Origin of the sequence: Paenibacillus sp. FSL F4-0125 (assembly GCF_038008565.1) — a bacterium.
GTDB lineage: Bacteria > Bacillota > Bacilli > Paenibacillales > Paenibacillaceae > Paenibacillus_AQ.
In genome coordinates, this window is record NZ_JBBOZJ010000001.1 from 5,484,387 (window position 1) to 5,497,693 (window position 13,307).

General features: G+C 36.1%; 14 protein-coding genes. 5 read left to right on the forward strand and 9 right to left on the reverse strand.

Annotated elements, in window-relative coordinates; genetic code table 11:
* Positions 1-24: 24 nt before the first annotated feature.
* Positions 25-213, reverse strand: a complete 189-nt coding sequence (locus tag NST74_RS24330; RefSeq protein ID WP_341114865.1) for a helix-turn-helix domain-containing protein — start codon at positions 211-213, stop codon at positions 25-27.
* Between the two features lie 251 nt (positions 214-464).
* Between NST74_RS24330 and NST74_RS24335 the strand changes: the two genes are divergently transcribed.
* Positions 465-1,208, forward strand: coding sequence for a hypothetical protein (locus tag NST74_RS24335; protein WP_341114867.1), 744 nt, complete (start codon positions 465-467; stop codon positions 1,206-1,208).
* A gap of 201 nt (positions 1,209-1,409) precedes the next feature.
* On the opposite strand, the gene NST74_RS24340 is transcribed toward NST74_RS24335, so the two are convergent.
* From NST74_RS24340 to NST74_RS24360, 5 genes are all read right to left on the reverse strand, one after another.
* The gene (locus NST74_RS24340) at positions 1,410-2,168 is read right to left on the reverse strand and encodes a hypothetical protein (protein ID WP_341114868.1); all 759 of its coding nucleotides are present in this window, start codon (positions 2,166-2,168) and stop codon (positions 1,410-1,412) included.
* A gap of 90 nt (positions 2,169-2,258) precedes the next feature.
* Positions 2,259-2,828 carry a pPIWI-associating nuclease domain-containing protein gene (locus NST74_RS24345; protein ID WP_341114869.1) on the reverse strand — a complete coding sequence of 190 codons (570 nt, stop codon included), beginning with the start codon at positions 2,826-2,828 and terminating at the stop codon, positions 2,259-2,261.
* A 26-nt stretch (positions 2,829-2,854) separates the two neighbouring features.
* The gene (locus tag NST74_RS24350) at positions 2,855-3,301 is read right to left on the reverse strand and encodes a RusA family crossover junction endodeoxyribonuclease (RefSeq protein WP_341114871.1); all 447 of its coding nucleotides are present in this window, start codon (positions 3,299-3,301) and stop codon (positions 2,855-2,857) included.
* A gap of 314 nt (positions 3,302-3,615) precedes the next feature.
* The gene (locus NST74_RS24355; protein ID WP_341114873.1) at positions 3,616-4,344 is read right to left on the reverse strand and encodes a restriction endonuclease; all 729 of its coding nucleotides are present in this window, start codon (positions 4,342-4,344) and stop codon (positions 3,616-3,618) included.
* 68 nt (positions 4,345-4,412) lie between these two features.
* The gene (locus NST74_RS24360) at positions 4,413-5,900 is read right to left on the reverse strand and encodes a hypothetical protein (RefSeq protein WP_341114874.1); all 1,488 of its coding nucleotides are present in this window, start codon (positions 5,898-5,900) and stop codon (positions 4,413-4,415) included.
* A gap of 134 nt (positions 5,901-6,034) precedes the next feature.
* Between NST74_RS24360 and NST74_RS24365 the strand changes: the two genes are divergently transcribed.
* Positions 6,035-6,781: a helix-turn-helix domain-containing protein gene (locus NST74_RS24365; RefSeq protein WP_341114875.1), complete on the forward strand. Its 747-nt coding sequence runs from the start codon at positions 6,035-6,037 to the stop codon at positions 6,779-6,781.
* A gap of 161 nt (positions 6,782-6,942) precedes the next feature.
* Here NST74_RS24365 and NST74_RS24370 read toward each other — a convergent pair whose 3' ends face one another.
* The 3 genes from NST74_RS24370 to NST74_RS24380 form a co-directional block, all read right to left on the reverse strand.
* Positions 6,943-7,092 (reverse strand): hypothetical protein, encoded by a 150-nt coding sequence (locus NST74_RS24370; protein WP_341114876.1) that lies wholly within the window; start codon positions 7,090-7,092, stop codon positions 6,943-6,945.
* 153 nt (positions 7,093-7,245) lie between these two features.
* Positions 7,246-9,276 carry a hypothetical protein gene (locus tag NST74_RS24375; RefSeq protein ID WP_341114877.1) on the reverse strand — a complete coding sequence of 677 codons (2,031 nt, stop codon included), beginning with the start codon at positions 9,274-9,276 and terminating at the stop codon, positions 7,246-7,248.
* Positions 9,277-9,803: 527 nt separating this feature from the next.
* A complete protein-coding gene (locus tag NST74_RS24380; RefSeq protein WP_341114879.1) occupies positions 9,804-9,998 on the reverse strand; it encodes a helix-turn-helix transcriptional regulator in 195 nt (64 codons plus the stop codon).
* A 247-nt stretch (positions 9,999-10,245) separates the two neighbouring features.
* On the opposite strand from NST74_RS24380, the gene NST74_RS24385 reads away from it, so the two are divergent.
* The 3 genes from NST74_RS24385 (at position 10,246) to efeB (ending at position 13,274) form a co-directional block, all read left to right on the forward strand.
* A complete protein-coding gene (locus NST74_RS24385) occupies positions 10,246-10,413 on the forward strand; it encodes a hypothetical protein (protein WP_167348515.1) in 168 nt (55 codons plus the stop codon).
* 624 nt (positions 10,414-11,037) lie between these two features.
* Positions 11,038-11,937, forward strand: coding sequence for an iron uptake system protein EfeO (efeO, locus tag NST74_RS24390; protein WP_341114882.1), 900 nt, complete (start codon positions 11,038-11,040; stop codon positions 11,935-11,937).
* A gap of 5 nt (positions 11,938-11,942) precedes the next feature.
* The gene (gene efeB, locus NST74_RS24395; protein ID WP_341114884.1) at positions 11,943-13,274 is read left to right on the forward strand and encodes an iron uptake transporter deferrochelatase/peroxidase subunit; all 1,332 of its coding nucleotides are present in this window, start codon (positions 11,943-11,945) and stop codon (positions 13,272-13,274) included.
* Positions 13,275-13,307: the final 33 nt, after the last annotated feature.

Consider the following 13,307-nt stretch of genomic DNA (forward strand, 5'->3'; position numbering starts at 1 on the left):
AGATACAGCCAACGTGTTGTGACTTTAATCTAATGCGCTCTTTCCACTTTTGACCCAATTATCAACTTCTGAAATTTTAAACTTCCACTGCCGCCCAATTTTATGCGCTGGCACGTGTGCTTTTTTTATCCAATTTCTTATTGTATCCTTTGTCACACCTAGATACTCGGCAATCTCCTCAAGACTACACCAGTTTTCAGCATCGAGTCCCATTATAGACCTCCTACACTATAACCACATTCCTAATCATTATAGCTCCTCCTTTGTCTAAGTTACAATGATTAAGAAGGAATTGGTATGATTAAGCGTAAAATGAATTGAATTAGAATGAGCAGATATACAATATAGAATTTCATATTTCAACTCGTTCTGGTAAAATAATCAAAGAGGCTTGCTGTAAATATAACTACTTTGAGCGCTTTGTTCATAGTCGATATATTCTATATAACAAGGGGGATAAAAATATGGTTCAATTTGAAAAGCACTCACTACCTATCGACCTAGGCACACCTTATTTAACAAATGAAAGTGCTTATTTTTTAGGGGGAATCATTGCCGCTAATGAAACTGTTAGCATTAACAATGTAAGGTATTGGATCTCTCCAGTTCGATACAACTATGAATATGTCACAAATTTGGAACTCAAAAATCACTATACTTCAGTAAACACAATAGCAAATTCACTTAAAAATCAATCATACTATGTAGATGGAAGTTACATACAGGGGACTAATGTACAAATCCCCAAATTCTCCGGAAGGCACAGTGGATTTGTAACACTTTTTCCCGAACTCAAAAGAATCACTGTTGAAGAGTTGGCTACCTTAACTGAGAAAGTTTTAAGAACTAGTTCGGCAGAGGTTGTTCGGTGCTTCATAACTGGAGTTTTCGATGGTAGAGGAGCAATCGATTTTAATAGAAGTACAAAATCCATAAGATTTATTGCTTTAGATTGTGATAATGCAACTGTTGTAAGAACTTTACTGTCAGTACTTAAAAATTTCATTACAAATTACAACACAGCACGAGAAAGACTTGAAGGAGGAATACCACGTGACAATCAACTCAGAATTAAGAACATTATATCTTTTTATAAGACTATAGGATTTATATCAGATGTGAAGTTCAAAAAATATATAGAAGGGAATAGTACTGTTTCTATTAATCGCGAGGATTACGTTTTAGAGGGATTGAAGACCATATCCTGATCGCTTTATATATTTACTTATAGATTCTCCACTGCAGGCTCATACTCCCTTGATTATAATATGAGCCTGTTTTTAAATAGTAATTAGAAATATTTTATGTGTTTTAATCGTAATCTATTACACCAATAGATGTAGCGAGAAATCGTTAATGCTTCGTTATTCGGTTCATCTTAAGAAACAGTAATCCAGAACTAATTGAAATCACGGAAGTTTTATTATTACATCATTAAGTACCAAGATAAGTTTCTTTATTATACTTTGGTCTATCTTTTCTCCTAAGCTTTCATACAGATTTAAATCGTTTGTCTCTTCAGAATGCCCTATCTCATTTCGTAATAAAGTAAAGCTATCTTCCTTGAAGTTATGTCCTTTTCTCCTAGTAAGTTCAAACCCAATAAACGGGTACTTTTTTTTATTTCTTCTTAAATACTGGGTTACATTTTTTTGTTCAACCTTCTCCTTGCCACTTGAAAGTAGTTCCATCAAGAACTGATACAAGCTCATAAATTGTACAATTTGGTTAGGATTATGGAGTGTTTTAAAAATCCGTTCATATTTTAAATAATGTTTTTCTAAAGCAGTTGGGGAATTAACAATTTTATTATATACATTTTCTGCAGAGATATTTCTAAAAAATGTAAATGAATCTCTAATTCTTATTGCATCATTCATCATTCTGTTGCTACTATCGAATTCTAGCCATCTAACAGGTTGGGAAATACTTGCCTCTGAATGAACAATTAGATTAAAACAAATATGATTCAAGTACGTTTCTATTTTGTTAGAATGCTTGTCATATAGGATATTATCTTTTAGATAAACATGCAATAATGTTAAGTCGTCTGATATTTTCAGGCTCTCAATCAATTCATTATTAATAGGATACTCTTTGTTTTCTTGTAAATTCAAATTGTTAAATCCCCGCAGCTTATATTGTAAATAGTTATTCCCTTCAGACACTATTTTTGCTCCTTTATCATTACTTACTACCCCTAATGCTACTGTTAATTAAGACAAATTAAAAATGTTACCATAATTTATCACGTTAAATCATTCATAAAAGGCACTAGTATCGATTTTTAATTTCCTTACTTCCCTCATCCTGAATTTCCTATCTAAAGTTAATTGAAATTCACAAGGAAATACATCATTGTAACCTTCATCATCCTCAGAGTCAGTCATCATAGTTACTTCAATATTACCAGTTCCGTCAATCCCTATTTCGAGTTCAGTAATATTAATTTTAGTTAATTCAATATCACTAACATATTCTATCGATGTATTATACGATAGCGACCTTAGTGATTCTGGCATATTTTCGTTTAGATAATCCCCTAATATATTATGGAAATCCTCAATATAAATCTCTTTCTTTTGTGGAGGATTAGCTACAATAAGCTCAAATTTTGAATTCCCTATACTCTTTACATACTCAAACATTTTTTTAATAGCTACTTGCGCTTTTTCTGAGTATCTAGTTGTTTTTACTTCAATATAAAGATCTTTTTCATTCTGTTTTGTTGCAAATATATCAAATTCTAGACCACCCACACGATGGTCAGTACATACAGTAAACCCCTCTTTTTCAAGCTTATCTACGGTTTCCAGTAATTTTGCCATATGATAATAATGATCTATACCCCTCATTACTCTTTCCCCCCAAATACAACTGCTAGTTTACTTATCACACCTACTTCAATAAAAAGAAAATCACTATCCTTATCAATTGATTCTATTAATTTAAAATACCAGTCCGATGGCAACTCATCAGATAATGAATATCCATTTTCCGCCATAAGATCTACTTTAACTGCCTGTCTATCTAATACCAGACAATCATCTTCATATAAAATTTCATCTAATGAATCAAGTACAGGTTTACTTATATTATCGGCATCATGCTCTCGAGATCCCTTATGAAAATAATAGACCCTTGCATATAAGTTGATTCCATCGCTTTTCTTCCAATATTTGTTCTGTCGCTTTGCTTCTGGTCGCGCTAAGTTTTTCAAACGTTCCTTATACCGTGGTTTAGCTTTTTTATTATTATATGAAACGGGTATTACTTTTGCTAACAAGAAGAATCTGTCCATAGTTCCTCCATTCAGAATTATTCTTCGCTATTCCCTAATGATTACATATATCTATTCGTGTTTCCCTTAAAATTTCCTTCTAAAATCTTTTTTTAAACGACAGATTCTCTATAAAGACTTGATATGGAGATAAATTAGCTTAATTTAAAGTACCTACTCCTCTTGGAATAAAATATTTTCAACCGTCCCTTTTTCAACACAAATTTCACTCTTCTGCTTTACCACTACTTGTGATACGGTTCACAGCGATGGCTGAAGGGATAAGCTAGGTACAAATGACATCCCATAACGCTAAAGATATTTTTTGCTCAGGTTTATATCGCCCTTGTCTTCCGGCAACTCGGATAATTACTGCAGCCCCAGAACATAGCACCTTCCTTATTCTTACGTTGAACCATAGGCGCCCCGCATGAGCAGGTTATGGTTTTCACTGTAGAACTGGAAGCTTTTCTTAGTTTTGCTTTGGTTTTAGCGGGCTGCCATTTACCCCAGGCGCGAAGTTTGTTCTCTACGAGACCACCATGCCAGTAATCGACCTTGAATTGCTCCGCCTCCTGCTTCGCATCTGCTGTAAGATCCGAGGTAGTGACCAGCAAAGACAGAATGCAGTCATGATTTCTTTTAGCTCCTACCAGCTCTCGGACGGTCATAACCTGCACTTTATTGTGTTCAGCATAACATTTGGCTTGAACCGCAGTTTTTTCGCCACGTTTATCGATGATGACTAAGTCTACGCCTCCGTCCTTACCGCCTACGCCTACTTCTTTAACGGTGTAGCCTTGATCCCGGAAATAAAGCGACAACAATCGCTCAAACTCAGCGCCATTGATTTGGTCTAGAGGTGTTTTTAAAAGCATATCATCCGCTCTGCATGTCGTAGAGGAACGATTAAAGGTCGTGGAAGTACTTTGAGTAGTGCTTTTCTTAACAGCGGTCTGCCGCTTACCTGTACTGCGTTTTCTCTTCTTCTTATTTCCTTGTACCATCCCGGATAAAACAGATAAGACGATAATTGCTAATATAAATCCAATAAATGATGTCATATTTTCTCCTTTAACAAAAGATAAACATACTGATTTTTTCAGATACACTGGTGGCGGCTCTAAAATAATTAGTCTCTTTCTTGCTTAAAAATCTCTTCATAGTTATTATAATGAACATAATATCTTTTCCTTTTTTCAACCATATTGACGAGATTCGGATTTAATATTTCAATAATGTATCTAGCAATAAGTTCAAGAAATATATTCACATCATTTATATGTTTATAATTTTTTGAATAGTCATATCTTGCATTTCTATTCTGCCCTCCATGTGCAGCCGCGTTTCTACCAGTATTGTAAATAGCATACCCAATGCTTTTGTTGCTGAGGTGGACATGATTACTCCACTCTTTTGTTATCTTTTTTGCTTCTTCTTTCAATTTTGTCATGAAGTTGATGTACTTTGCTTTCCTTTTTCTAATGATTCTTGTTCCTTCTTCATTTTCATATGTTCCAAAATCCACATAATATAGCGGATTGAATTTATGAGTCATAATTTTATTAACATAATAATTAAGAGCATCTTCAGCGGAGCCATTTGAAGGTCTCATAAGTGGATTGTAATGATTAGTTACACCATATTCAAATACTCTAAAAAGAAAAACACATCTTGGAAGGGATTCGAATTGCTTCAAGGATGCATGATATAGTTCAAAAACCATTTCGTGTTGTACATCTTGAAAGCCAACCATATTAAATCCATTCTTGTTTTTTAAAATTGGTAATTCAAGATAGAAAGGCTCCTTTTGATTACTATCAAAAAAGCCCTTTTTTCTTAACCTCAGCATATCTAATAAATCAAATTGTTCATAGAGTTCATTAAGTTTTCTATTAAAATTATAGTTCTCCGTAAAGTAGAAAAAGGGGCTGCCATTAAAGTATGCGAGAATGCTCAATAATGTATTCTTAGTATCCTCAGTAGTATTTTCGTTATAGAAAACTGAATAACTATGCGATTCAGTTTCTGCAATTGTAACATCTTTATAGATGATTATATCCTTCCGAAATTTCGAAACTGAATTCGGTCCAATAAATTTACTGAAAGTATTAATGTAGTCCGCTGGATGATGCAACAACTTAAACAATTCCTGATTTACTTCGCGAATATTCTGCTTTAATTTTGCCTTCATATAAATGGTTAAGTTTTCATCTAAAGACTTATCTCTATTAAAACCTTTAAAATTAATCAAAGCTCCATATAGATATTCCTCTTGACCTTTTAAAGTATCAGGATATATTAATTTTCCTGTTCCAATATTTAAATTTCTTAGAAGTCGTTTATACATTTTTCTTTCGGATAAATAAATTTTTTTATACTTTTCAACAACTTGTTCCTTTTCTTGATATGTTTTATAAGCATTTCTTTCCTTATTTACGCCCAAAATAAGTCTTGAATATTCCTCCAATTTATAAAAAGCTAACCTAACTGGCGTACGTAAATAGTCAGAATCCGATACATCAATTATTACTTCATCAATAGAATTTTCAAGTTCATATAACCTGTTATCTACATCTATTATTTCATTGTTATTTATTCCTCCACCATCATAAGCCATAACTCCCCCCCCATAACGATCATAATTTTTTCTTCATTTCATTTTATCCTTTAAAGTAAACTAATAGTAGTGTTTCTATATTTGGAGGAAGAACCAGTATAAGGTCGAATCAAGTATAAAAGGAGAGTGAACTATTGAACAAAGAAAGCTCGATTCCATTTGAATATCTGTTCAAAACCATATTTCATAATGAAATATCACAAATGGTGAAGGATCTCCATGAACCTCCTCAGCTAACACATAAAAATTATTTGACCATAACTGAGGTTTCCGCGATGTCGGGGATTGGGACTTACACCTTACGGCAACTAACCTTTGCCAGAGCAATGCCTCATCGTAAAGTTAAATCTCGCATTATTTTTGATCAAATTGAAATAATGGATACAATCGATAATTTTAAAAATCGGGGATGGCACGACCCTGATAAAGATTGGGATATTTCAAGGGTCCAATCACAAATTGATAGTTTCCACAAAAAAAAGGAGGAACCTCCGTTGATTGAAGATATCTTTAGAAGCTTAGTCAAAGAAGAATTAGCTGTTTTTTCAAAGGAAATTTTAAATTATACAAAAAAAGATAGAGAAAGTTACTATGGAAGAACAGTGCTTACCATAAAAGAAGCATCTAAACATTTTAGAACCAGTCCAGCAACAATTTATAGTTTGATAAAAGATGAAGGAATGCCCCATTTTAAAATTCAAAGCAGATTTTATATTGTACTAGAGGAGGCAGAAGCATACCTATGGAGAGAAACTGCCAAATCATATGCGATACAAGGCAATATTTATTGGCAAAGAATACTTCAGCAGCTTGATTGGGAGGAGTCAGAAAGAAAATCAGCATACGAACGAGCACTAAAGAGGTTAGAAGATAAGTATTAATTCAGAGAGATCATATAAGCGTCTTTTAAATGATAAAAAGTTGCACGGGCGCTTCTTCGTGCAGACCAGCCCTCATGCGGACTGGATTTTCATGGTAGAGACGGGGGAGCCGAACTCTCTATACCATTAAAATTTGTCTTAATCTTTGATTAAAGATCTTATTAAATTGATCTAAATCTACTGTAAGCTCCATCTTTTGCTTTACCACTATTTGTGATACGATTCACCGTTAAACTTATCGCCTTATGACTAAAAGCAATTACTTTTGGATTTCTTGTTCTTTCCTCATCAGTAAGTAATCTCTCCGCCATACTATTCCTGCTCCAACACTTTTTTTCATTATAAACAAAATACCTTATAAGATGGACTTTGTTCAAAGTGTCTATCCTATAAGGTACTTTTTAATAAACAGACTGTCTGGTCTTTTTTTAAGAGCATAGACAATGCTTTTATTCAAAAAAACATTACATAAAGTTGTACACGGACTTTACCTTTTTTATAAATACTTCTTTATCTTCTTGGATATTATCATATTCAAGAAGATAATCATTAACTATTTTTTCACTATTATCCTCTTTAGATTTTATACTTTTAGCTAGAATTCGTATATTATGATCTCTACAATCGGAAATGAAATTAGTTAAAAATCTTTTTAATACAACTTCGTATACATCTTCCTCTATGCTATCAAAGTACCCACTGAAATTGTAGACATCTGTTAACCATGCATGAATAGGAGTACTAGTACAAATAAACTTCCTATATGGAGTATACTTAGGATTATTCTCAACGAGAATTGTTTTGATGTCTTCACTTTGATGAGCGCTGGTACGCTCAATACGATTATTAAAGCTCAAAAAATATCTTGAGAATTGGTTTAATATCTCTTGAATAGCTGTTGATTCATTTGTGCTCTGAGGCATCTTGAATAATTGCTCAAAATCAGTAATTGATATTTTTGAAAAGACCTGATTATATCCTGTATTAAATCTACTTTCCCAAGAATCCAAATAAGTTCCGTCATATCCTAGTATGTCATCTTCTAATCGTTTTCTATTCGCACCAATGGTTCTACGTTGCGATGTAAACCGTGACCAGTCCTTCGATGATCTAGTAAACATTTCTTTGAGTAATTTCGTAAGCGCAACTTTAAAATCAGGACTATCGCTTAATGATTTTAACATATTTATATTTACTAATGATTTCCCTAGGTGCTCCTTGTGCAAAATAGATGAAAATAGTTGAGCAACGTATTCCTTATTATTATCAACATAATAATCTATCCCAATAGAACAATAAGGCATTAGATTATTTAGAAGCACTTCATATCGACTTTCAATTAAAATTTCGGGTATGTTAGAATCACTGAGTACTTTTTTAATATAACGTTCATTTTTGTCATTTAAAAAATAATTAACTGCCTTAATCGGTTTTTTCTTATTTAACTCTACCAGATTAATCTTAGATTTGTTAGACTGAGCTTCTATAATTTCATTTTGATCAATTTTTGTGAAAACTACATATGGAACAACTGATGGCTTACTAGCATAGATTAAGGGTATGGCAGATGCTAAATCAGTAGGCGAATCACTTCCTAGTGCTCTAACAAAAAGAACTGTCTCGATGTTTGAAAATTCTTTGAATAAAATGTCATAGCGGTCCTGCAATACCTCGTCTGTTGCAGTCTTATCATGATCCAATCCATATGTATCTATAAAGGTCAGTTTTTCAATTCCAATACTAATAAGCAAATCTCTATAAACATGCTTTATGTTATCATTAATAACAATTTTAGAAATCAGACCAGTAACAGAATGATTATTATCATCGACTTTCAAACAATAAGTCAATTTTCGCTTGCTATCTTCGCTTATATTCAACAAGTCAAATCTATTAGGGAAATCTTTAATCGAATCCCTTAATATTTTGTATATTGCCTGCATTAAAAGCTCCACAATATGAGCCAGTTTATAGCTAGTTGTATTAGAATTAGAAGATGTATTTTCAACTAAAGAACTTGAAATATCATCTTGTTCTTCTAATTCTACTCCAACACTTCTTTTTATTTTCTCTTTAATTACCTCGTACTCATCATGAGTATATTCAGACTTTTGTAAGCTACTTGGTAAAACTTCATCCCACAGATTATCAATTTGCGTAGAGATTGTTCTACCATCAAAATCAAATTCAGTATAGTTAAAAAAACCTTCAATTTCGAGTACCTGTTCTTTAATACTTGGATCATACTTTTTTGTTGGTACTACTAGGTTCTCAATTTGTGACATTCTCTTTTCTATGAACAGTTCCTCTGATAAAAAGTTAACTTGCACGTAAGGTATTACATTATGCATGTGAAAATTGTATTCAACGCTTGTTCGAGTAGTTTGACCACCACCACTTGAATTTATCAATTTGCTACTTTCTGAAAAAGAACCAATAAATTCCGATTTTCCTGCACCAGACTTTCCCACAACCAATGCTGATATCTCTTTCATTTTATTCCTCCTAAGATATTTATCAACCAGACAATCAGGATTAATATAATGTTTCTCTAGATGTATTTGGTCTCTTGAAATTACATATTTACTGTCTGTGAGTCCTTAAAACTAAACGCGGCAAACATCACCTGACTTACTTCGACATATTGTATGTTTTTTCCTGCATTTCCACCTCCTAATCTGAGAAGAATTGCTTTTATAATGAAAAAAACATCTTTGTCGCAATCAGTGTCATTGCCGAACGGATTCTTCTAATGGAGGTAAGAGATGTAAACCTCTCCTTACCATTAATTCTTTTATACTTCATTTAAGCACTTTAATGAGGATCTCCATATCCACAGTAAGCTCCATTTTCTGCTTTACCACTATTTGTGATAAGGTTCACCGCAACACAAGTAACTGGAACTAAGATTGGAACTGTATCTATTTGCAGATTACTACGACTATGCTCAATATTGAATCGCCTTATCGTCCTGAAAGCGCCTCCCCTTCTCATCCCTCACTGACCCAAAAACCCAATAATATCAAGTGTTTAACCATTTTCTGAATGAGTGCCTTTCAAACCACATTACATTGGAGATGTGGTTCCGAACTGTTTTTTCGCTGATAAATAATAAACCAGCGATATCACGAGTCGTTTTGTCCTGCACGAGAAGCTCGAAAACTTCGCGCTCACGATGAGTCAACAGAAATTTGCTGTGGTGTTCGTTCCCCTTCAATGGTGTCACCCCTCCTTGCCCTGGGTTTGTTTGGTATAACAAGGTAAAGGGATACAGTCAAAACATATTATGTATTGATGAAGTTAATGGTGCTGTCATAACTACAAAATGGGCTTAACCATCCGGGGCTTATTACATGGCTTTAGTGAGGGCTTTCACCTGCAAAACGTTGAAATTTTCTTGGATAAAATCATCTCCTTACAGGGCAAACTACAACTTGTTGTTTCTTATTAAAGGAGGTGTAAATATGAGTAACTCGAAAAATAATCAACCTACTAAAGCAGAGGTACAAACTACGAAATTAAACAAATTGCCACTAGTGGGTAAATTTGAACCGGAATTCTCTGCTGAGGAAGCCGCAGAAGTATTCAAAAATCACCCCTCTGCGGAACATGAATCCCATAATGAACAATAAATTAAAGACGACACAGAATGGGGCTGTCGAATAAGTAGTTTTTTTCTATAAGTGAGACGGTCCGGTTAATTATAAAAATCGTAAAGAACACAGAGCAGCGATTCAGCCATTATTGGAAGAATCGCTCTTTTGTGTTGTTGGTCGTTAACTGCCCGATTCAACAGTGTATTCATCTTCTCCTTCGGAGGGTTACAGAAAGGCCCCCGTTGACGTTATTAGTAAATTCATTGCCTTTTTAGCAGAGTTTCGGACCCCAGTGCAGCTATTCCTACTAAGGAAGCGGTCAATGTTGGGTGACTTTTAAGCCAATGGCGAGTATGAGGTCCGTTAGCGATCCAAACTCAAAATATGCTGCATTTAAGAGCAGATGTGTCCGATAGCAGTTGCTTACGCGCAAATAAATGATCAAATCAAAGGAAGTGTTAACTTGCTAATACCCGGATGTAATTAGATATATTTCTACAAACTCAACTCCCAGTCCCGGGAGTTTTTTTATCTTGCAAAATATAACTATGAAATACATCACAATTTTATATTGACAGTAAATGTATACGGACTTATGATAAGTCCAGCACAAATGATAACGATTATCATTCACATATAAAAAAAGGGGTGCTTCATTCAATGAAATTCACATATGCCGTGCCTGCAGGTCTACTTGCAGCCTCCATACTATTTACCGGGTGTACCAGCAACAACGATAACAGTAATAGCAACACAAGCAACAATAACTCTACAAATGCCGCTGCAAACAGCACCGCAGCAACGAATACATCTGATACTTCTGCAGCAACCACTGCCGACTTTACATCAGCGGTTGAGCAATATCGTACATATGTCATCGAGCAATGTGATGAATTTGTAAAGCAAACAGAAAATTTCACAAACGCAGTTAAAGAAGCAAAGATTGAGGATGCGAAGGCACTTTATGCGCCGGCCCGCATGTATTACGAGCGAATTGAGCCGATAGCAGAAGCACTTGGTGATTTGGATCCGAATATTGATGCCCGAGAGAATGACGTAGATGCTGCTGAATGGCGCGGCTTCCACAAGCTTGAGAAAGCGCTCTGGCAGGACAATACAACTAAAGATATGACCGAGGTTGCTGACCAATTATTGAAAGATGCCCAGCTTCTGCGTGCAAAAGTTGAGACGGTAGAGATCGATGCCAATCTGCTCGTTACTGGTGCTGTAGAACTGCTTAATGAGGTTTCTTCTTCCAAAGTAACAGGTGAGGAAGAACGTTACTCCCACACAGATCTTTATGATTTCGTAGCTAATGTTGAAGGCGCCCAAAAGATATACGAGCTGTTAAAGCCAGAACTGGCGAAAAAAGACGCTGAGCTGGAAAAAACGATTGGTGAACGGTTTGCAGCTTTGCAAGCTGAGCTTGCTCCCTTCAAATCTGGAGATGGCTATGTTTCCTATGAAGAGCTGAAAGAAGAAGATGTGCGTAAATTGAGTCAAAATTTGGATGCCTTGGCTGAGCCATTGTCCAACATGGGAACTATTCTAGGAGTGTGACCATCATGAATAAACAAAACAGATTCACCGATTTACCAGCTAATGCAGAGGGTGCCTCTCTCAATGAAGAATCCAAGAGCAATCCTATATTAGATAAAAAACTAAGCCGCCGCGATATGCTGCGGCTTACTGGCGCCACTAGTCTCGGTCTACTATTAGGTGGTGGAGGTGTTGGCGGAATTATGGCTGCGCGCAATGCCGTAGCAGAGCCAACAGTTGCCTCTGATGGTGATTCCATTCCTTTTTACGGGAGTCATCAGGCCGGCATTCTAACCCCTTCACAGAATTTTATTTACTTCGCAGCCTTTGATCTCACCACAACAAAGCTATCCGATGTTAAAAAGCTAATGGAAGCATGGACAACTGCCGCAGCTTCTCTTACTACTGGCAGCCTCATAGGCGATGTCAATGATAATCCTAATCTCCCACCCTCTGATACAGGTGAAGTGGATGGTTTAAACCCTTCACGCTGTACGCTTACCTTTGGTGTTGGACCTTCTTTTTTTGACAGCAGATTCGGCTTATCTTCCAAGCGTCCAACCCTATTAGCCGATCTTCCGGCATTTACGGGAGACAACCTGGATCCAAAGTGGTGTGGTGGAGATATTTGTGTCCAAGCATGTGCTGATGATCTACAGGTAGCCTTCCATGCCATCCGAAATCTGGCACGTATCGCTCGCGGCACAGCTGTACTCCGCTGGACTCAGGAAGGCTTCCAGCGCACAGGCACAGCCGACCCTAAAGGTACGACGCCGCGTAATCTTCTGGGTTTCAAAGACGGTACGGGAAATCCAGACACTAAGAATGAAGCAGAAATGAACGAAGTGGTCTGGAACAGCAGCAGTGACGGTCCTTCATGGATGAGCGGCGGCACTTATATGGCAGTTCGCCGTGTACGTTTCCGAATTGAGGTCTGGGATCGTTCTTCTTTAAGCGATCAAGAAGCCACCTTCGGCCGTTATCGTCATAACGGAGCACCTATCGGTGCTAAGGATGAATTCGATGATTTGGATCTTAAAGCGGCTGATGCATCCGGGAAACCTGTCATCCCGCCGGATTCACATTCTGCTTTAGCGCATGGTGACGGTACAGTCAAGATGCTGCGCCGCTCCTACTCCATTTCCAGCGGATTAGATGCCGCAACAGGTCAGCTCGATGCAGGATTATTATTCATTAGTTTTCAACGGGATTTAATGAAGCAATTTGTTGCGATTCAGCAGCGTCTCTCCAAGAGTGATCGGCTAAATGAATATATGACGCACACCGGCAGCGCAGTGTTTGCCTGCTTCCCAGGTATCCGCAAAGGCGGCTACATCGGGGAAGCACTTTTAGGCTAAGCCAGCCCCTAAGTTTCTCAATCGAATGTTCCT

Bases quoted from the DNA above. Each gene is read 5' to 3' on its own strand.
- NST74_RS24330 (WP_341114865.1), bottom strand. From the start codon at position 213: ATGGGACTCGATGCTGAAAACTGGTGTAGTCTTGAGGAGATTGCCGAG.
- efeO (WP_341114882.1), top strand. From the start codon at position 11,038: ATGAAATTCACATATGCCGTGCCTGCAGGTCTACTTGCAGCCTCCATA.
- NST74_RS24345 (WP_341114869.1), bottom strand. From the start codon at position 2,828: ATGGCAAAATTACTGGAAACCGTAGATAAGCTTGAAAAAGAGGGGTTT.
- NST74_RS24375 (WP_341114877.1), bottom strand. From the start codon at position 9,276: ATGAAAGAGATATCAGCATTGGTTGTGGGAAAGTCTGGTGCAGGAAAA.
- NST74_RS24355 (WP_341114873.1), bottom strand. From the start codon at position 4,344: ATGACATCATTTATTGGATTTATATTAGCAATTATCGTCTTATCTGTT.
- efeB (WP_341114884.1), top strand. From the start codon at position 11,943: ATGAATAAACAAAACAGATTCACCGATTTACCAGCTAATGCAGAGGGT.
- NST74_RS24335 (WP_341114867.1), top strand. From the start codon at position 465: ATGGTTCAATTTGAAAAGCACTCACTACCTATCGACCTAGGCACACCT.
- NST74_RS24360 (WP_341114874.1), bottom strand. From the start codon at position 5,900: ATGGCTTATGATGGTGGAGGAATAAATAACAATGAAATAATAGATGTA.
- NST74_RS24370 (WP_341114876.1), bottom strand. From the start codon at position 7,092: ATGGCGGAGAGATTACTTACTGATGAGGAAAGAACAAGAAATCCAAAA.
- NST74_RS24385 (WP_167348515.1), top strand. From the start codon at position 10,246: ATGAGTAACTCGAAAAATAATCAACCTACTAAAGCAGAGGTACAAACT.
- NST74_RS24350 (WP_341114871.1), bottom strand. From the start codon at position 3,301: ATGGACAGATTCTTCTTGTTAGCAAAAGTAATACCCGTTTCATATAAT.